A 17,908-nucleotide genomic window follows, 5' to 3' on the forward strand; every position below is an offset into this window, starting at 1 on the left:
GCCGACAGCTTCAACTCATAGATCAAACTGATAGCGAAGAACGTAATCTGTATCCTTGGCCTCGATCGGCTTCTTGCACTCGGAGCAAGCCACGATCGCTGAAAAATCCTGTCCGCAGGCCTTATGGCGCAGTCGCAAAGGTGGCTTTCCATCGGCAAGCCACCGGTCTCCCCATGCCATCATCACGAGCATCGGCTTGTAGAGGTCCAGGCCCATTTCAGTGAAGCGATACTCAAAGCGATCGCCAGAATTGTAAGGGACCTTTCGCAGGACGCCGGATTGAACGAGCCGGGCTAGCCTATCCGCAAGGATGTTCGTCGCTATGCCCAGGTTTTCCCGCATTTCTTCGAAGCGTCGGACGCCGTACCACCCCTCGCGGAGAATAAGGAAACTCCACCGGTCCCCGATTATGGCGAGGGTGCGAGCCACCGAGCAGGGTCGTACCCGCTCAAGAAGGGTTGGGTCAGAGCTGCGGCGGGAGGTTGGGCGCGCTTCGACAGGAGCGTAGCCGGCACCCGGCCCATCGCGGGGCGCAACCTCTCGCGCTGTAAAGGGTTCAAGGCACTCGCTACAAACGGTCACGGGATGGCACTCGCAACCACATCCCTTGTGTACCAATTGGAGCGGGGGCTTGCTCCCCCCGGTCAACCATTTGTCGCCGAACTCCATCAAGGACAACATGGTGGGAAAGAGGTCCTTGCCCCGAGGTGTTAGAAAATATTGCTGACCGGGCTCGTTCGGCCGCTTCCCGAGACTGAAGATTTCGTTTGAGACCAAAGCTGAAAGCCGCGACGACAAGGTCTGACGGGGAATCCCCAGGCGCTGATGAAATTTGTCAAAACGTCGGACGCCGAAATAGGCTTCGCGGAGTATCAGGAAGTTCCAGGTATCGAGGACGATCTCCATCGTGCGACGAACGGACGATTGCCGTTGCAGCAGCAGAGGAGGCTGCGGGGAACCCGCTGCGGATTGAATTTTGTTGATCTTGTTCAAGGCGATAACAGTCGTTTTCCGGCCAAAGCGAAATCACACTTCGTGACTATAAAATGCCAAGTCTAATATTGAAAGTTTCCTAGTCGTCTTTCTCCATCTAATTGCAGGCGAGTCTCAGGCGCCGTCGCCTTGATCACCTGCCGCCTTCCGGGGGCGCAGCATCTGGAATATTCTCTCAGGCGTCACAGGCAGGGTCTCGACTGAAACGCCCAGATGGGACAGCGCGTCGGATACCGCGTTTGCGATTGTCGCTGGCGCACCGATCGTCCCTCCTTCACCCATGCCTCGGAACCCGCCGACATTGTTAGGCAGGTCTGCCTCAATGTGGACAATCCCGATGTCGGGCACATTGCTTGCAACGGGGACCAGGTAGTCGGCAAGGCTGGCGGCGACCGGTTGTCCCTGGTCGTCGTGAATGACTTCCTCTAGTAGCGCCGCGCCTATTCCCTGTGCGACCGCGCCGTGTACCTGTCCATCGACGATCATCGGATTGATGATCTTGCCGCAGTCTTCGGCGACCACGTAACGCAGGATTTTCACGCCATAGGTTGCTGGGTCGACCTCGACCATCGCGAGATGTGTCGACGAACAGGCGGTGCCCAGATAGGGATCGTACGTTTCCGATGCGGTCAGGTCCTCGCGCTGGTCGCGCGGGATGCGGCCCATTTGCGTGTAGACAGCGGACGCGACCTCCTTGAGTGTCATCGTGCCGTTCGAACTGCGGCTCGCGATGATCCCGTCGTGAATGTCGAGGTCTTCGACGTTCTGCTCCAGAAGGTAGGCGGCCGCACGCAACACCTTTCCCTTGACCACGCGGGCCGCAAGGGTCGCCGCGCCTCCGCCAAGCACCGCCGAGCGGCTGGCGTAGGTCCCGCTCGACATGGGTACCAATGCGCTGTCGCCGTGCCTGACCTCAATGTCCTCAAGCTTGCAGCCGAGTTCGTCGACGATAACCTGCGCAAGCGTGGTTTCCAGACCCTGCCCGTGAGAGGAGATTCCGAACGCGGCAGTGATGGCCCCCGTCGCATCGATCTCGATTCTGGACGTCTCAGTCCCGGTATTGATCGGCATTCCCGGCGCGACCGAGATGCGCGAACCAATGCCGGTGAGCTCCGCGTAGCTCGCAAGGCCGATGCCGACCCAGCGGCCGCTCTTTTTCGCTTCGTCTCGTTCACGGACGAGGTTGGGATAGTCGATGTGATCGCACGCGCCCTGGAGGCATTCCTGGAAGGCTGATTTGTCCCATATGATGCCAGATGCGGTGCGGTAGGGAAATTCGTCGGCTCTGACCAGGTTCTTCCTGCGGAATTCGACGGGGTCCATCCCGAGCTTTCGGGCGGCCATTTCGACGAGCCGCTCCATCGCGAACGTCGACGAAGGTCGGCCGACCCCGCGGTAGGGTCCTGTCGGCGGCTTTGGCGTGAGGACGCCTCTGATACGACCGCGGTAGTGTTCCATCCGGTAGGGCCCAGGGAGGAAGCTGACCACTTGCACGGTTTCGAGCGCAGCGGTCCACGGATAGATGGAGTACGCACCGACATCGCCGATGACATCGGCTCGAAGGCCGATCAGCATACCATCCCTGGTTACAGCGAGTTCCGCCTCGATCAGTTCGTCGAATGCCTGGCTTGTCGCAGACAAATCCTCGAGGCGATCGCTGACGAACTTGACAGGACGCTTCAGTTTCCGGGCGAGGGCGCAGACGAGAATTTCTTCTCCGTAGAGAGATCCCTTGCCACCGAAACTTCCACCGACATCCGGAGCGACCACCCGCAGGCGGGTTCCCGGCAAGTCGAGACAGCCGGATAGGACGTCCCGGATTACGCCGGGGATGTTGGACGAAGTGTAAAGGACAAGCGATTGCTTCCGGCCGTCCCATTCGGCGAGATAGGACCTGTTCTCCATCGCGACCGCCGTCTTTCGGGTCATCCGGAAACGGCCCTTGACTGTTACCGCTGCATCCTCGAAGGCCGCATCCACGTCTCCTCGCTTGAACTCACGTCTGATGATCGTGTTCGTTCCAGCTTCTTCATGCAGAAGCGGGGCATCGTCCTTGACGGCGTCTACCTGCCGGATCGCAAAAGGAAGCGGTTCGTATTCGATGTTGATGTGTTCGAGCGCGTCCTCGGCGGCATAGCGGCTTTCCGCGACGACCGCGACGACTGGCTCGCCCACATACCGCACCTTCTCACGTGCCAGGGGCCAGATCGGAGTCGCATAGTATCCGGGCATGCGCGAGGTTGGAACGGCCGGATTGATCTCTCCTTCCAGATCGCTTGCGTCATAGATTGCGACCACGCCTGGTACGGAAAAGGCGTCGCCAACGTCGATGCTCAGAATGCGGGCATGAGGTTGGTCTGAGCGTCGCAGGGCGACATGCAGCATACCTGCGGGAGCCATATCGTCCACATACTGCCCGACGCCCGCGAGAAGTCGCGGATCCTCCGTGCGCTTGACGCGCTTGCCGACCAGCTTTGGGCGAAGTTCAACGGAATGATCGCCATGGCTCATTCATAATACTCCAATCCCTTGCGCAGATCCTGCCACTGGCCATCGTCGTGTCCGGAGATCACCGTGTCGCCCCTGTCCCGGAATGACTTGAGTTCGGCGAGTGCTTTTGCCGCAAGATCCAGATCCCATGTGTTCTTGGGAGCGATGCCCTCGTCGATGTTGATCTGCAGCGGCGCTGCGTCGGAGGCCAGAACGAAAGCGCCGTCGCGTTGCAGCGATACGCGCGCGACCGTCATTCCTGGCGTGTGCCCGGGCATGGGAAGCAGGACGATCCGCCCGTCGCCGAAGACGTCATGCTCGGCCTTGAACGTCTGGAACCCTTGAGGCTGGTCCCATTCGTGGCGAAGGTAGCCCTGGTTTTCGGCTCCGCCAGCCTGCGCTGCCGCGACCTCCGCCTCGTGACAGAGGATCGTGGCGGAGCGGAAATAGGAATTGCATCCGCAATGGTCCGGATGGAGGTGAGAGCAGATCACGACGTCGATGTCGTCGGGCGTCAGCTCAAGATGCTTGAGCTGTTCGACGACCGTTTGCTCAGGCGCGAAAATTGGCGTCATGACCTTGCTCAGCCCGCCCCAGCGAGCCTGTGGATCTTTCGCGGCTTCCGGACTGCAGCCGCTGTCGAAAAGTACGTTGCCCGTTGGGTGTCTTATCAGCGCCGAATGGACAGGCAGTTCGATCGTTTCTTCCTTGGCCGCGCCGGGAACGTAGATGGAGCGACGCATGCGCAGGCGCCCCCCTTCAAGAAAATGCAACTTCATTTCAGGGGTCCTCTTTCATTGGCGAGTTCGCGGACGGCGTTGACAATGTTCTCGTAGCCGGTGCAGCGACAGATGTTGCCAGAGAGCGCTTCACGGATCTGCTCATCGGTATCGAGCGGATGGTGGCGCAACAAATCGGTTATCGCCATGATGAAGCCGGGCGTGCAGAACCCGCACTGCAGGCCGTGGTGCTGCCGGAAGGCTTCCTGGATCCGGCCCAAACTATCGACGGTGCCTTGTCCCTCGACCGTCTCGATCTCCATTCCGTCGGCCTGGACAGCGAGCGTCAGACACGACCTCGCACTCCTGCCGTCGAGGATGACCGTGCAGGCCCCGCAGACACCATGTTCACAGCCGACATGGGTGCCGGTCAGGCCGAGTTCGCAGCGTATGAAGTCGCTGAGCAGCAGACGCGGCTCTATCGATCTCGTATGGCTCACGCCGTTTACGCCGACGGTGATCGTCTTCTTATCCATGCGTTCGTCCTCCACGGGTCTCGGCTCGGGTCCACGCGTCCCGCAAAGCACGTCGGGCAAGCGCGCCGGAAAGGTGCCGCCGGTAGTCGGCCGAAGCGTGGATATCCGTGTTCGGGGTGAGAACGCTGCTCAGTGTCTCCCCAACCCGGTCCAGAACCTCATCGGAGAGCTTGTTGCCCTCGACCAGTTCCTGGATTTCGACAAGGCGCAACGGCGTTTCGCCAACGCCCATCATGCCGAAGCGTACATCGCATGCCACGCCGTCAACAACGCGCATCGTCGTCGCGACGCAGGCCAGTGCAAAGTCGCCCTGGCGTTTGGAAAATTCCTCGAAGCCCCAGCCTGTGTCAGACGGAAGCGTGTCGATCTCGACCGCCGTCACGAATTCATCCGGTTCAAGCGAATTCATCAGGGAGCCGACGAAAAACTCGGGGGCGGGAATCTCCCTTTCGCCGCGAATGGAGGAGGCGATGATCGTCCCGTCGAGCAACAGCGTCATCATCGGCATCTCCGCTGCAGGATCGGCATGGCATACGCTTCCGCAAAAAGTGCCTCGATTGCGTACGGTCATATGTGCGACGTGGTGCATGGCGTCGCGCAGGATGGGGACGTGCTGTTCGATCAGGCTGTTCGTCGCAGTCATGTAGTGACGCACTGTGGCGCCGATCTTGAGGCGCGCTCCGCGCAGCTCGATACGGTCGAGGCCGGGAATTCTATTGATGTCGATGAGGACCGTTGGTTTGACCAGACGAAAATTGATCATTGGCATGAGGCTTTGCCCGCCTGCGATGATCTTGCCATCCCCTCCCGCCGCAGCGAGTGCCTCTGCCGCATCATCAACAGTGCTTGCGGCGAAATAGTCGAACGATGCAGGCTTCATGTCGTCACCATGACATGGATGGAACGAATTTGGTGCGGTGCCGGCTGAACTCCGCCGCTGGGATGAAAGTCACTTCCTTCAGGTCTGTCATGCGGTCTCCTCCGGCGTCCTCACTGAGGGGCTTGCCTTCGTATATTTCACTTGCATTATTAGACTTAAGATAGGAATGTCAAGCTATCCTGCTGGTCCCCGGTCGTCGGGGCGAGCCTCAATCACACGAGAGGAGGAAATAGATATGGATATGACCGGCCAACAGCACATTGCCGCCACGAAGGAAGAAGTGTGGGCCGCACTTAATGATGCAGATGTTCTCCGCGTCTGTATTCCGGGGTGTCAGGAACTGACAAAGTCGTCCGACACAGAGATGTCGGCGGTTGCGGTCATGAAGGTTGGTCCGGTCAAGGCCCGCTTCCAGGGGGTTGTCACACTTTCCGACCTGGATCCGCCCAATGGCTACAAGATCACGGGCGAAGGGCAGGGCGGAGTGGCGGGCTTTGCAAAAGGTGTCGCGACGGTGCGACTGGAGGCGGCGGAAGGCGGCACGATATTGCATTACACTGTCGAGGCGCAGATTGGTGGGAAGCTCTCGCAGTTGGGAGGTCGCTTGATCGATGTCACGGCGAAACAAATGTCCGGGCAGTTCTTCAAACGTTTTGCGGAGGAGATCCAAGCGCGTCAGAACCTTTCCAGTCGCTCCCAGCCGGGTGAGGCTTCGGTAGCGTCGAGGGAGGATCCGCCGACGAGGGTCCCGCCGTCGTCTATCGCTGAGAGTGCAAAGATCTCGGCGGTGCCCCGTCCTTCCGCTGACCCGGTGGGTATGTCCCCGGCAAGTGCGCCGGCTGGCCTGATGTCCCTCACGGCCGTCGTGTTTGCTGCGGTGCTGGCGGCGATGTGGCTTGTCCATGGCGGCGTCCTGCCGAGCCTCGCGCCTACCACCGCGGCGGGTGCCGGTCACATGTCGCCTGACGCCGCCAGCGTTGTTCAGATCGTCATGGCGGTTGCAATCGGCTATCTGTTCGGCACTCGTTCGCGCACGCGTATCTGACAAGAAAGCCGGGGTCTAATGACCCCGGCTAATAACTTGCACAACGAGACTTTATTCTAAGATTTCGGCCGTTCCAGCAGAGCTTTCAGTTCGCCAAACAGCCCACGCCTGAACATCATCACGCACACAACGAAGAACAGGCCGATTATGAATGTGATCGGCAGGCCGCTGGTTGCCAGGAAGTGCTCCAGCCCGACCACGATGCTCGCACCGACGATCGGGCCAATGAGCGTGCCCATTCCGCCGAGCAACGTCATGAGAATGACCTCGCCCGACATATGCCAGGTCACGTCGACCAGGGACGCAAGCTGGAACGCGATGGCCTTTAGTGCGCCGGCAAAGCCGGACAACGCTGCGGAAAGCGTAAAAGCTATCAGCTTGTACTGATCGGGTTTCAGTCCGAGCGAGGTGACGCGGACTTCGTTCTCACGGATTGCCGAAAGCACGTGGCCAAACGGAGAGTTCACGGCACGCCAGATGATCAGAAGGCCGATGGCCACACCGCCGAGCACGGTGTAGTACATCGCCGTGATGTTCGAGAGGTCCACGGTTCCGAGCAGATAGCCGCGCGGTACGGCCTGGATGCCGTCCTCGCCGCCGGTGAACGGCATCTGCACGGCGAGGAAGTAAACCATCTGCGCCAGCGCCAGGGTGATCATTGCGAAGTAGATTCCGTGGCGGCGGATTGCCAATGCGCCGAACGCAAGACCGATCATGGCGGCGAACGCAGTGCCGGCAAGGATCGCCAGTTCGAACGGCAGGTGCCAGACTTTCGCAGCATGCGCCGCGATATAGGCTCCGCCACCGAAGAATGCGGCATGTCCGAACGACAGCAGGCCTGCGTAGCCAAGCACAAGATTGAATGCCGCCGCGAACAGGACGAAGCACAGTATCTTGATGAGAAAGAGCGGGTACACCAGAAGCGGCGCGCACAACATGAGAGCGGCGACCGCCGATATCAGGAGTATGCCCGTCGTGCGTTGCAAGCTCGCAATCGGGGTAGAAGTGGAGAGAGTTGCGCTGCCCATGATCATGCCTCGCGATTGAACAGGCCTGACGGCCGAATAAGAATGACGAGCACCATGACCACGAAAACGGCGATCGAAGATGCGGCGGGGTAGAATGTCTTGGTCAAGCCCTCGATGATCCCGAGCCCGAGTGCCGTGACGATCGCTCCGCCGATCGATCCCATGCCGCCAATGACCACGACGGCAAATACGACGATGATGATGCTGGATCCCATGCCAGGGCTCACCTGGTAGAGTGGTGCGGCAAGTGCGCCTGCAAAGCCGGCCAAACCGACGCAAAAGGCGTAGGTGAGCGTGAGCAAAAGCGGCACATTGATGCCGAATGCCTGCACGAGGGCCGGGTTTTCAGTGGCGGCGCGCAGGTAGGCGCCGAGTTTCGTGCGTTCGATCGCAAGCCAGGTCAGAATACAGATGACCAACGAGATTACGATCACCCAGCCGCGGTAAAGCGGCAGGAAAATGAAGCCGAGGTTGATGCCGCCCGTCAGGGACGGCGGTACGGGATATGGCATGCCGGCCGATCCGAAGATGTGGCGGAAAAGGCCCTCCACCATCAATGCGATGCCGAAGGTCAGGAGGAGGCTGTAGAGATGGTCCATCCGGTAGAGGCGCTTGAGAAGCAAGCGCTCCACAAGCACGCCGAGAGCTCCGACCATGATGGGGGCCGCGAGCAGCGTCCCCCAGTAGCCAAGGCCCAGTCGAGAAAGCAGGAACCAGGCGGCAAATCCGCCCAGCATGTAGAAAGCGCCGTGCGCGAAGTTGATCACATTGAGCATGCCGAAGATAATCGCCAGGCCCAGGCTCAGAAGCGCATAGAACGAGCCGTTGATCAGGCCAAGCAGCAGTTGACCGAGAAGCACGGCCACGGGAACCCCGAAGATTTCAGTCATGGGTCTCTACCTGTTTGAAAAGATGAACCACCGTCAGACACCGAGGTATCGGTTGAGCCGATCCATGTTGGCATCGAGAGCGTTGTTGGAAATTTCGTCGACCACCTTGCCCTGGTCGAGCACGAAGTGACGGTCAGCCACGGAGGCCGCGAAGCGAAGGTTCTGCTCGACCAGGATGATCGTCATTCCACGCGCCTTAAGAATGCGAAGCGCCGCCCCGATCTCGTCGATGATAACGGGCGCGATACCTTCGGTCGGCTCGTCGAGCAGAATGAAATCGGCGCCGGTTCTTAGAATTCGGCCAATCGCCAGCATCTGCTGCTCGCCCCCCGAGAGACGCGTTCCGGGGGTGTGGTCGCGACCTTTCAGGTTCGGGAAGAGACTGTAGATCTCGTCGATCTCCATGCCGCCGGCCTGCCAGGCGGGCGGAAACATCAGATTCTCGATGACGCTCAGTGTGGAGAATATGCCGCGTTCCTCCGGAACGTAGCCAATCCCCAGGCGGGCGACTTTGTGCGGTGCGACGTTCAAGAGGTCGACGCCCTTGAAAAGGCTCGTGCCGCGCCGTTTGCCGACCACGCCGATAAGGCTGCGCAGCGTCGTTGTCTTCCCGGCGCCATTGCGGCCGATCAATGTGACGACTTCGCCCTTGCGTACGTCGAACGAGACGCCGTGCAGGACATGGCTCTCACCATACCAAGCCTCGAGGTTGTTGACGTTAAGTAGCGCGGCTTCAGCCATGTGCCCCTCCCAGGTATGCTTTTCGGACTTCGCTGTCGGCGGACACTTCAGCATAGGTTCCCTCGGCGATGATCTCGCCCCGCCGTAACACCGTGATTGCGTCGGAAAGATCCGCTACAACGCCGAGGTTGTGCTCGACCATCAGAATGGTCCGCCCGTTTCCTACCGAACGGATCAAATTGGCGGTTCGCCCGATGTCTTCGGTTCCCATGCCTGCCATCGGTTCGTCCAGGAGCAGAACTTCCGGATCGAGCGCCAAGGTCGTTGCCAGTTCCAATGCGCGTTTGCGGCCGTAGGAAAGTTCGCTTGCCCTGGTTTGAGAGCGGTCAGCCAGGCCGACGCTCTCCAGCAGGTTCGAGGCTTCGTCGTTTAGGCGTCGGAGCGTGCGATTGGATTTCCAGAAGGCGAAGGTCTCGCATTCGCGGGCCTGCAGCGCGACCCGGACGTTCTCGTGGGCGCTGAGGTGCGGGAATACGGACGAGATCTGAAACGATCGCACAAGGCCGAGCAGGGCGATGTCGGCTGGCGCCATATGCGTCACGTCGCGCCCCTTGAAGAAGATACTTCCGCCGCTCGGGGACAGAAATTTCGTCAACAGATTGAAGAGCGTGCTCTTGCCCGCGCCATTGGGTCCGATGAGCGCATGAATGGTCCCGCCGCGAACCTTTAGGTTGACGTTCTTTACGGCGATGAAGCCACCGAACGCGCGTGTCAGGCCCCGCGCCTCGATGATGGGTGCTGAGTCCGGCATTTGTCCTCCCGACCGGCTTAATGTGTTCCTCCAGCGGGTGCCGAACGGACGGCTCCGCATCCTTTCCAGGTTTGGGAAGGTGAAGCAAGAAAAACACACAAAGTCTAATAATGCAAGCTTGCGTGCTTCCGAATTTTCTGCTTACCATAAGGCTCATTCGCCAAAACACCGCAAAAAATTACAGCGTTGCAAGGCGAATGAGTATGATAACGCAAGTTAAAAACTGGCGCGATGGAGGAGACCGCGCGCCGTGCAAGGGGAGGTTTAATCGTGAAGTTCATGAAGATCTTGATGGCGAGTGCCGCAGCGATAGGCGCCATGTCGGTCGGCGCTTCTGCCGAGAATTCCGGCCCTGTTCGCATCGGCGTTCTGACGGACGTCAGCGGTCAGTTTTCACACGAGTCCGGCGACGGTGCGATCACGGCGGTGAAGATGGCGGTCGAGGATTTCGGCGGGAAGGTCCTTGACCGCCCGCTCGAGGTTGTTGTCGCCGACCACCAGAACAAGCCGGAAGTGGCCGTGGCCACGGCGCGCGAGTGGTACGAATCGCAAGGCGTGACGATGATCAACAATCTGATCAATTCCGGTATCGCGCTGGCCGTTACTCAGGTTGCGAAAGACGAGGACAAGATCGCGATCGTCAACGGCTCCGGCTCTTCGCGTCTGACGAATGACGGCTGCACGCCCAACAGCATCCACTACTCATATGACACCTACGCCCTGGCGAACGGCACGGCCAGTCAGTTGATTTCCCAGGGGATGAAGAACTGGTTCTTCCTCACGGCCGACTATGCCTTCGGTCATGCGCTCGAGGCTGACGCCACGCAGATCGTCAAGGCCGACGGCGGCGAGGTCTCCGGTTCCGTGCGCTATCCGATCGAGACCTCGGACCATAGCGCCTTCATGCTGCAGGCGCAGGCATCGCCGGCCCAGGTCGTCGCGCTGGCGGGCTCCGGGACGACGTTCGTCAACGCGGTGAAGTCGGCTTCGGAATTCGGTCTGGGCGCGTCCGGCAAGACCGTCGCAGGTCTGCTCGTCTGGGACACTGATGTACATTCTCTGGGTCTCGACACGGCGCAGGGGATGATTCTGACGAACGCCTTCTACTGGGATCGCGACGACGAGACGAGGGCGTTTGCGAAGCGGTTTCAGGAACGCGTCGGCCGTCCGCCGCACATGGGCGATGCGGGCGATTACTCATCCACCATCCACTATCTGAAGGCCGTGCAGTCCGCTGGCACCACCGACACGCAGCAGGTCATGGCGAAGATGCGCGAGACGCCCGTCAACGACTTCTTCGCGAAGAACGGCAAGATCCGCGAAGATGGCCGGATGGTGCACGACATGTACGTCTACCAGGTCAAGACGCCGGCGGAATCCGCCGGCGAATGGGACATTCTGAAGCTTGTCACGACGATCCCCGGCGACAAGGCGTTCAGGCCGCTTTCCGAAAGCCAGTGCCCACTTGTGAAGTAGTAAGCCAGGGGCGCGCGGCTCTCATGGTCGGGCGCCTTTCCAGAAAACACCCCTACGCCTGCGCATGCAGGCTCCAGGACCCCAGATGAGCAGGCCATGAGTGAAATCATTGTTGAAACCGCGAATGGTGTCGCCACCGTCACATTGAACCGGCCGCTCCAGCGCAATGCCGTCACCTACGACATGTGGCAGCAGCTGGCGCGCACCTTTACAGAGTTTGACCGCGACCCAAAGGTCCGCTGCGTCATCCTGACCGGCGAGGGCGGCGATTTCTCCGCGGGCGCCGACATCAGCGAATTCGATAAGGTCCGCGAGGGGCTCCAGGAAAGCAAGCGATACGAGGTGGCAGTCGACGCGGCGGGGGATGCGATCTACGCGATCTCCAAGCCAACGATCGCAGCCCTGCGGGGCTATTGCCTTGGGGGGGCGGCACATCTGGCCATGTCCTGCGACTTCAGGATCGCCGCTCGAAGTGCTGTCTTTGGCATCCCGGCCGCCCGTCTGTCCATCATCTACGGCGTATCGGCTACGCGAAAGCTCTTCTCCCTGGTGGGTGTCACGGCCGCAAAGCAGATCCTTTATACCGGGAAGCGTTTCGGAGCCGAGGAAGCCCTTGATATCGGATTCGTCGACCGGGTCGCCGACGACCCGTTGCTCGACGCCGGAGCGCTCGCGGCCGACATGGCGCAAAACGCGCCGCTCACCATCCAGGGTGCCAAGTTCATCTTGAATGGCTGCGCACGCGGGAAACTCGATCGAGAGGCCGCCGAACGCAAGATCGATGAGGCGAGCGCGAGCCTCGACTACATCGAGGGCCGGCAGGCCTTCAAGGAGAAGCGCGCGCCGCGCTTTGTCGGGAAATAGCGATCACCCCCCGCGGAGATCGTCTTTGAATTCGCTGCGTTGTCAGCAAAACCAAAAATCATGGAGCATTGTAATGGAGACCAACTTGAACGGAAAAGTCGCGCTCGTCACCGGTGGTGGGCGTGACGTCGGCGGCGATATCGCCCGTGCGCTTGCTGCAGAGGGTGCGATTGTCGCCGTTAACTACAGCCGCTCGGAAGCAGAAGCCCAGGCGGTCGTCGAGTCGATCAAGGCCAGCGGAGGGCGTGCGGAAGCCTATCAGGCCGATATCAGCGACAATGGTCAGGTGAAAGCCATGGTCGCAGCCGTCAAGGCGGACTTCGGAACAATCGACGTTCTCGTTAACAACGCGGGTTACGTCAAATATCAGCGGTTTGTAGAATCGACGCCGGAGGAGTGGAAGAAGCAGATCGACGTCTGCCTCTACGGCGCGATCAATTGCTGCCACGAGGTCGCGCCGTTGATGATCGGACAGAACGCGGGCCGCATCATCAACCTCGTCGGTGACAGCTCGCGTATCGGTGAGGCGAACCTTGCCATCGCTGCGGCGGCGCGCGGTGGCACTATTGCGCTTGGCAAGTCCCTTGCCAGGGAGTTTGGCCGCAACAACATCACCGTCAACACCGTGTCGCTCGGTCTGATCGAGACGTCGCATTCCGATGCGGAGTTCCTGGAGAAGAACCGCGAGAAAATCGTCAAGGCCTATCCGTTGCGGCGCATTGGAAAGCCGGATGACATCGCGCCGATGGTGACGTTTCTGGCATCGGACGCCTCGTCCTGGATCACCGGGCAGGTGGTCAGTGTCAATGGCGGTTTCTGCATGGTGTAGCCGGAGGAGCGGGAGGCATCAATGATACACTTCGAACTTATAGCACCCGTCGGAAAAATCCTCCAACGGAACGATCGGCTGTACCCGAACAAGATGGCGTTTGAGGACAGGAGGCGTTCCGTCTCGTATGCTCAACTCAACAAGGAAACCGAGGATCTGGGCGTTCATCTCGTCGCACTCGGCCTCAGGAAAGGTGAAGCGGTCGCGATTTTTCTGCCTAACTCGGTCAACTGGGTCGTGGCTTGCCTGGCCGTCGTTCGGGCGGGAGGCGTCGCCGTTCCGGTGAGCATCGACTCGACGGAAGCAGAGCTAGGCTACCGGATCGCCGATGCGTCGTGCTCGGTGTTGATCACCTTGCCGGAAAAACGGCCGATGGCGGAAGCGCTGCTGCAGGCGCTGGAGAAGCCTGCCGTGCTGCTTTGCGCCGGCGAGGACGGCGGCTTCGAGACGCCGCAACGAAGAGAGGGGGCGGTTTTCGAGGACGACGAAGACGTCGATCGTCCGGCCTACATCGTTTATACGTCCGGCACGACAGGCCAACCTAAGGGAGTGTTGCTTTCTACGCGCTCAATGCTCTGGGTCACTTCGGCATGCTGGGCGCCGATCGCAGGCCTCACGCACAAGGACGTCGTTCTCAACACACTGCCACTTTACCATTCCTACGCCCTGAACATCGCGGTTCTTTCGATCGTCGCGACGGGCGCGAGCGAATACATCATGGAGAAGTTTTCGACTTCTCATGCGACTGAACTGCTTCGAAGCGGGCGCTTCACGTTCATGCCGGGCGTGCCGACTGTCTTCCACTATTTCCTCTCGGCGTGCCAGGCGAGCGGCGAGAAACTGCTCTCTTCGGTCCGGCTTTGCGTCTCTGCCGGCGCCATCCTGCCGGGAACCTTGAACAGCGACTTCGAGGAGTTTTTCGGCGTTCCGCTGCTCGACGGATATGGGATCACCGAAACGTCGACGATGGTTACGATGAACTGGCCGGGAAGGTGGCGCGTTGCCGGCTCCTGCGGACTGCCTCTGCCTGGCCTGACTGTCAGGCTCGTCGATCCGAAGACCGGGCAGGATGTGCCGAGCGGGATTGAAGGCGAACTGATCTGCAAAGGCCCTAATCTGATGCAGGGCTACCACAACAAGCCTCAGGAGACCCAGAAGGCCGTCGTGGACGGATGGTACCACACCGGCGACCTCGCAAAAGCCGATCAGAATGGCTTCCTTACGATCACTGGACGGCTGAAGGAGTTGATCATCCGGGGAGGGCAGAACATCGCGCCGGCGGAAGTGGAGGAGACGATACTGCTCCATGATGCGGTGATGGATTGCGCGGTCATAGGTCTCCCCCACACGATGCTGGGAGAAGTTCCCGTCGCCTGCGTCGTTGTGAAGGACGGGCAGACATTTAATCAGGACGACTTGATCAGGCACTGCCGAGACCGCCTCTCGGCCTACAAGGTGCCCGATTGCGTCTACGTGGTCGCCGAAATTCCCCGCACCGGATCCGGGAAAATCCTTCGCGTCAAGCTTCGCGAGAGCCTGCCTGCAGCATGACGCGGGAGCATACACAGGAGATTACAATGCAACCCTTTGTCTTTAGCACGACCAGCCAGATCGTCTTCCGGCCAGGCGCGTCTGCGCAGATCGGCGGCCTCGTCAAAACCAAGGTTGGAGACCGCGTACTTTTCGTAACCGATCCCGGCCTACGGGCGCTCGGGCTTTGCGAACCAGCCCTGTCGTCCTTGGCGGAGGCGGGGATCCGGGCAACCATCTTCGACGGGGTGGAAGCGGATCCCTCGCTGACGACCGTCGAGGCGGCTGTAGAGGCGGCGAAGGTCGCAGCCGCTACCGGCGTCATCGGCTTTGGCGGCGGGTCCTCACTGGACGTGGCGAAGGTCGTGGCCCTGCTTTGCGGATCCGGCGAGGATATCGACAGCGCATGGGGCGTCGGTAACGCAAAGGGCCCACGTCTTCCCTTGGTGCTTGTCCCGACCACGGCCGGAACCGGCTCTGAAGTCACGCCGGTCTCCATCATCACTGTGGGTGGTGACGAAAAGCGGGGGGTGTCGTCGCCGATCATCCTGCCTGACATTGCCGTTCTCGACGCGGATCTGACCTTGGGACTTCCGCCTGCCATCACGGCCGCGACCGGCGTCGACGCAATGGTTCATGCGATCGAAGCCTATGCCTCCAAGAACCCCAACAACAATCCCTTGTCAAAGATGTTGGCTCGGCAGGCGCTCCAACTCCTTGGTGCCAACATCGAAAAGGCAGTTTTCGAGGGGAGGGACCGTGCGGCGCGCGGCGCAATGCTGCTCGGTTCGATGTTGGCGGGGCAGGCTTTCGCCAATTCTCCTGTCGCGGCCGTCCATGCATTGGCCTATCCGATCGGCGGAACGTTCCATGTTCCGCATGGCCTTTCGAACGCTCTCGTGCTGCCGCATGTCTTACGCTTCAACGCACCGAATGCCGCGTCCGACTACGCCGAAATCGCCGCGGACGCCTTCCCGGACCTGGCCACTGAACAAGGGGTCCAGGGCCGCAGCGCGGCCTTTGTCGAGCGGCTCGCCGAACTCTCTGCGAAGCTCGGATTGCAGTCCAGGCTAAGCGATGTGGGCATTGGACAAGAGCATCTGCCTGGGATGGCTCGCGACGCCATGAAGCAGACAAGGCTGCTCGGAAACAATCCGCGTGAGGTGAGCGAGGAAGACGCTCTTTCTATCTACAAGGCGGCCTGGTGATGACCGAGCGTAACCTTCCCGGCACGCGGTCTGACTACAAGGTGTTCCGCACCATCGGAACGCGTTGGTCGGACAACGACACTTACGGGCACATGAACAACGTCGTCCACTACAGTCTGTTCGACACGGCGGTGAACGGCTTCCTGATCCAAAACGGCGTGCTCGAAATCAAACGGGGATCGGAGATCTTCGTCGTCGTCGAAACGGGTTGCCGCTACCATGCGGAGATGACGTTTCCAGACGTCGTCACGGCTGGCATCAGGGTCGCAAAGCTCGGTAATTCCTCTGTTCGCTATGAGATCGGGCTCTTTCGCAACGAAGACGAGACCGCAGCGGCCGAGGGCTTTTTCGTTCACGTGAACGTCGACCGTCTGGCTCGACGCCCCGTTCATTTCAGCAATGCCGCTAGGCGCGTGCTCGAGCCTTTGTTGGTTCAGCCGTGATCGCATAAGGCTGGAGGATGTTTCAGTGACTCTTTTCACTCTAAAAGACCCATCGCTGGTGCGCAACCAATGTTTTATTGGAGGCGAATGGCAGAGCGCCGACGACGGCAAGGTCATCGCGGTAAGCAACCCGGCCAACGGGACCGTGGTCGCCACCGTCCCGCGGATGGGGCGATCAGAGACGAGACGCGCGATCAACGCGGCCGAACAGGCGCTTGGCGGATGGCGGTCGCTTTCAGGCAAGCAGCGCGCTGCGATCCTGCGTAGATGGTTCGAACTGCTCATGCAGAACCAGGATGACCTTGCGGCCATCATGACTGCCGACCAAGGCAAGCCTCTGGCCGAATCGAAGGGCGAGATCGCTTACGCTGCTTCCTATATCGAGTGGTTCGGCGAGGAGGCCAAGAGGGTCTACGGCGACACGATTCCGGCGCCGACGTCCGACAGGCGCATCGTCGTCGTCAAGCAGCCGATCGGCGTTTGCGCCGCGATCACTCCGTGGAATTTCCCGGCGGCGATGATCACCAGGAAGGCGGGACCGGCCCTGGCTGCGGGTTGCACCATTGTGATCAAGCCGGCTAGCCAGACGCCGCTATCTGCGTTGGCGCTGTGTGTGCTTGCGGAGCGGGCCGGCGTGCCGAAAGGCGTGGTCTCTTGTGTGACCGGATCAGCCAGCGAGATCGGTGAGGAACTGACGTCGAACCCGACCGTGCGCAAGTTGAGCTTCACCGGTTCAACCGACATCGGCAAAGTGCTGATGGCGCAGTGCGCCGGGTCGGTGAAGCGAACATCGATGGAACTCGGGGGCAATGCGCCATTTATCGTTTTTGATGACGCCGACATCGACGCCGCAGTCAAGGGCGCCATAGCGTCCAAGTCCCGCAACGCCGGCCAGACTTGCGTTTGCGCCAACCGCTTTCTCGTCCAGTCCAGCGTCCACGACGCTTTCGTAGAGCGTCTGGCGGAGGCTGTTTCTGAACTGAGCGTCGGTGACGGCTTCGGCGAGGGCGTTCAGATCGGGCCGCTGATCGATGACAAGGCTGTTGCGAAGGTGGAGGAACTCGTGCGCGATGCCGTGGAGCGCGGAGGTCGGGTTCTGACAGGTGGTGCGCGGCACGCGCTCGGTCACGGTTTCTATCAGCCAACGGTCATTGCCGCCGCGTCGCCGGACTCGCAGATCTTCGCCGAGGAGATTTTCGGGCCTGTCGCTCCGGTGTTTCGGTTCGAGACTGAAGAGGACGCAATCAAGCTCGCAAACGACACCCAATTCGGGCTCGCCGCATACTTCTATGGGCGGGATATCTCCCGTGTGTGGCGTGTCGCCGAGGCCCTCGAATACGGGATAGTCGGCATCAACGAAGGCATCATCTCCACCGAGTTGGCGCCCTTCGGCGGTATGAAGGAGAGCGGCAACGGCCGTGAGGGCTCCAAATACGGCATGGATGACTACCTCGAAATCAAATACATGTGCATGGGAGTTTGACA

17 protein-coding genes are annotated in these 17,908 nt (G+C 60.4%); 8 read left to right on the forward strand and 9 right to left on the reverse strand.

Annotated features, from left to right (window positions below; all coding sequences use genetic code 11):
• Positions 1-15: 15 nt before the first annotated feature.
• The 5 genes from AC07UR_RS29030 to AC07UR_RS29050 form a co-directional block, all read right to left on the reverse strand.
• A complete protein-coding gene (locus AC07UR_RS29030; protein WP_234942016.1) occupies positions 16-993 on the reverse strand; it encodes a winged helix-turn-helix transcriptional regulator in 978 nt (325 codons plus the stop codon).
• A 114-nt stretch (positions 994-1,107) separates the two neighbouring features.
• Entirely contained in the window at positions 1,108-3,504 is a 2,397-nt protein-coding gene (locus AC07UR_RS29035) for a xanthine dehydrogenase family protein molybdopterin-binding subunit (protein ID WP_209792163.1), read from the reverse strand.
• Positions 3,501-4,262, reverse strand: coding sequence for an N-acyl homoserine lactonase family protein (locus AC07UR_RS29040; protein ID WP_209792162.1), 762 nt, complete (start codon positions 4,260-4,262; stop codon positions 3,501-3,503). The genes AC07UR_RS29035 and AC07UR_RS29040 overlap by 4 nt, the downstream gene beginning before the upstream one ends.
• Positions 4,259-4,738 carry a (2Fe-2S)-binding protein gene (locus AC07UR_RS29045; protein WP_173419454.1) on the reverse strand — a complete coding sequence of 160 codons (480 nt, stop codon included), beginning with the start codon at positions 4,736-4,738 and terminating at the stop codon, positions 4,259-4,261. The genes AC07UR_RS29040 and AC07UR_RS29045 overlap by 4 nt, the downstream gene beginning before the upstream one ends.
• Positions 4,731-5,618 carry an FAD binding domain-containing protein gene (locus AC07UR_RS29050; protein WP_173419455.1) on the reverse strand — a complete coding sequence of 296 codons (888 nt, stop codon included), beginning with the start codon at positions 5,616-5,618 and terminating at the stop codon, positions 4,731-4,733. Before AC07UR_RS29050 ends, AC07UR_RS29045 begins: the two co-directional genes overlap by 8 nt.
• Positions 5,619-5,853: 235 nt before the next feature.
• Here AC07UR_RS29050 and AC07UR_RS29055 point away from each other — a divergent pair, with 235 nt between their 5' ends.
• Positions 5,854-6,663 carry an SRPBCC family protein gene (locus tag AC07UR_RS29055; protein WP_173419456.1) on the forward strand — a complete coding sequence of 270 codons (810 nt, stop codon included), beginning with the start codon at positions 5,854-5,856 and terminating at the stop codon, positions 6,661-6,663.
• A 56-nt stretch (positions 6,664-6,719) separates the two neighbouring features.
• Here the strand turns inward: AC07UR_RS29055 and AC07UR_RS29060 are convergent, their stop codons facing one another.
• Genes AC07UR_RS29060 through AC07UR_RS29075 form a run of 4 tightly spaced genes read right to left on the reverse strand, consistent with a single transcriptional unit; the run spans position 6,720 to position 10,073 of the window.
• Positions 6,720-7,691, reverse strand: coding sequence for a branched-chain amino acid ABC transporter permease (locus tag AC07UR_RS29060; RefSeq protein ID WP_173419457.1), 972 nt, complete (start codon positions 7,689-7,691; stop codon positions 6,720-6,722).
• Positions 7,692-7,693: 2 nt separating this feature from the next.
• The gene (locus tag AC07UR_RS29065; protein ID WP_173419458.1) at positions 7,694-8,581 is read right to left on the reverse strand and encodes a branched-chain amino acid ABC transporter permease; all 888 of its coding nucleotides are present in this window, start codon (positions 8,579-8,581) and stop codon (positions 7,694-7,696) included.
• A 33-nt stretch (positions 8,582-8,614) separates the two neighbouring features.
• Positions 8,615-9,322, reverse strand: coding sequence for an ABC transporter ATP-binding protein (locus AC07UR_RS29070; RefSeq protein WP_209792161.1), 708 nt, complete (start codon positions 9,320-9,322; stop codon positions 8,615-8,617).
• On the reverse strand, positions 9,315-10,073 hold the full coding sequence (locus tag AC07UR_RS29075) for an ABC transporter ATP-binding protein (RefSeq protein ID WP_209792160.1): 759 nt from the start codon (positions 10,071-10,073) through the stop codon (positions 9,315-9,317). The genes AC07UR_RS29070 and AC07UR_RS29075 overlap by 8 nt, the downstream gene beginning before the upstream one ends.
• A 279-nt stretch (positions 10,074-10,352) precedes the next feature.
• On the opposite strand from AC07UR_RS29075, the gene AC07UR_RS29080 reads away from it, so the two are divergent.
• The 7 genes from AC07UR_RS29080 to AC07UR_RS29110 all read left to right on the forward strand — a co-directional run bounded on the left by AC07UR_RS29080 (position 10,353) and on the right by AC07UR_RS29110 (position 17,906).
• Positions 10,353-11,549 (forward strand): ABC transporter substrate-binding protein, encoded by a 1,197-nt coding sequence (locus tag AC07UR_RS29080; protein ID WP_209792250.1) that lies wholly within the window; start codon positions 10,353-10,355, stop codon positions 11,547-11,549.
• Positions 11,550-11,645: 96 nt separating this feature from the next.
• Positions 11,646-12,413, forward strand: coding sequence for an enoyl-CoA hydratase-related protein (locus AC07UR_RS29085; protein WP_173419461.1), 768 nt, complete (start codon positions 11,646-11,648; stop codon positions 12,411-12,413).
• Positions 12,414-12,498: 85 nt separating this feature from the next.
• Positions 12,499-13,242 carry an SDR family NAD(P)-dependent oxidoreductase gene (locus AC07UR_RS29090; RefSeq protein WP_234902783.1) on the forward strand — a complete coding sequence of 248 codons (744 nt, stop codon included), beginning with the start codon at positions 12,499-12,501 and terminating at the stop codon, positions 13,240-13,242.
• Between the two features lie 21 nt (positions 13,243-13,263).
• A complete protein-coding gene (locus AC07UR_RS29095) occupies positions 13,264-14,793 on the forward strand; it encodes a class I adenylate-forming enzyme family protein (RefSeq protein WP_173419463.1) in 1,530 nt (509 codons plus the stop codon).
• Between the two features lie 26 nt (positions 14,794-14,819).
• Positions 14,820-15,980 (forward strand): iron-containing alcohol dehydrogenase, encoded by a 1,161-nt coding sequence (locus AC07UR_RS29100; RefSeq protein ID WP_209792159.1) that lies wholly within the window; start codon positions 14,820-14,822, stop codon positions 15,978-15,980.
• The gene (locus tag AC07UR_RS29105) at positions 15,980-16,423 is read left to right on the forward strand and encodes an acyl-CoA thioesterase (RefSeq protein WP_173419465.1); all 444 of its coding nucleotides are present in this window, start codon (positions 15,980-15,982) and stop codon (positions 16,421-16,423) included. The genes AC07UR_RS29100 and AC07UR_RS29105 overlap by 1 nt, the downstream gene beginning before the upstream one ends.
• Complete coding sequence (locus tag AC07UR_RS29110; RefSeq protein ID WP_209792158.1) at positions 16,380-17,906, forward strand: NAD-dependent succinate-semialdehyde dehydrogenase; 1,527 nt, start codon at positions 16,380-16,382, stop codon at positions 17,904-17,906. Before AC07UR_RS29105 ends, AC07UR_RS29110 begins: the two co-directional genes overlap by 44 nt.
• The last annotated feature ends 2 nt before the right edge of the window (positions 17,907-17,908 follow it).

Source organism: Ensifer sp. GW821-FHT05G01, from assembly GCF_059419585.1.

Excerpts from the sequence above, each read along its gene's own strand:
- AC07UR_RS29060 (WP_173419457.1), bottom strand. The coding sequence starts at position 7,691 with ATGGGCAGCGCAACTCTCTCCACTTCTACCCCGATTGCGAGCTTGCAA.
- AC07UR_RS29080 (WP_209792250.1), top strand. The coding sequence starts at position 10,353 with ATGAAGATCTTGATGGCGAGTGCCGCAGCGATAGGCGCCATGTCGGTC.
- AC07UR_RS29050 (WP_173419455.1), bottom strand. The coding sequence starts at position 5,618 with ATGAAGCCTGCATCGTTCGACTATTTCGCCGCAAGCACTGTTGATGAT.
- AC07UR_RS29065 (WP_173419458.1), bottom strand. The coding sequence starts at position 8,581 with ATGACTGAAATCTTCGGGGTTCCCGTGGCCGTGCTTCTCGGTCAACTG.
- AC07UR_RS29095 (WP_173419463.1), top strand. The coding sequence starts at position 13,264 with ATGATACACTTCGAACTTATAGCACCCGTCGGAAAAATCCTCCAACGG.
- AC07UR_RS29110 (WP_209792158.1), top strand. The coding sequence starts at position 16,380 with ATGCCGCTAGGCGCGTGCTCGAGCCTTTGTTGGTTCAGCCGTGATCGC.
- AC07UR_RS29045 (WP_173419454.1), bottom strand. The coding sequence starts at position 4,738 with ATGGATAAGAAGACGATCACCGTCGGCGTAAACGGCGTGAGCCATACG.
- AC07UR_RS29055 (WP_173419456.1), top strand. The coding sequence starts at position 5,854 with ATGGATATGACCGGCCAACAGCACATTGCCGCCACGAAGGAAGAAGTG.
- AC07UR_RS29040 (WP_209792162.1), bottom strand. The coding sequence starts at position 4,262 with ATGAAGTTGCATTTTCTTGAAGGGGGGCGCCTGCGCATGCGTCGCTCC.
- AC07UR_RS29105 (WP_173419465.1), top strand. The coding sequence starts at position 15,980 with ATGACCGAGCGTAACCTTCCCGGCACGCGGTCTGACTACAAGGTGTTC.
- AC07UR_RS29075 (WP_209792160.1), bottom strand. The coding sequence starts at position 10,073 with ATGCCGGACTCAGCACCCATCATCGAGGCGCGGGGCCTGACACGCGCG.
- AC07UR_RS29100 (WP_209792159.1), top strand. The coding sequence starts at position 14,820 with ATGCAACCCTTTGTCTTTAGCACGACCAGCCAGATCGTCTTCCGGCCA.
- AC07UR_RS29085 (WP_173419461.1), top strand. The coding sequence starts at position 11,646 with ATGAGTGAAATCATTGTTGAAACCGCGAATGGTGTCGCCACCGTCACA.
- AC07UR_RS29035 (WP_209792163.1), bottom strand. The coding sequence starts at position 3,504 with ATGAGCCATGGCGATCATTCCGTTGAACTTCGCCCAAAGCTGGTCGGC.
- AC07UR_RS29070 (WP_209792161.1), bottom strand. The coding sequence starts at position 9,322 with ATGGCTGAAGCCGCGCTACTTAACGTCAACAACCTCGAGGCTTGGTAT.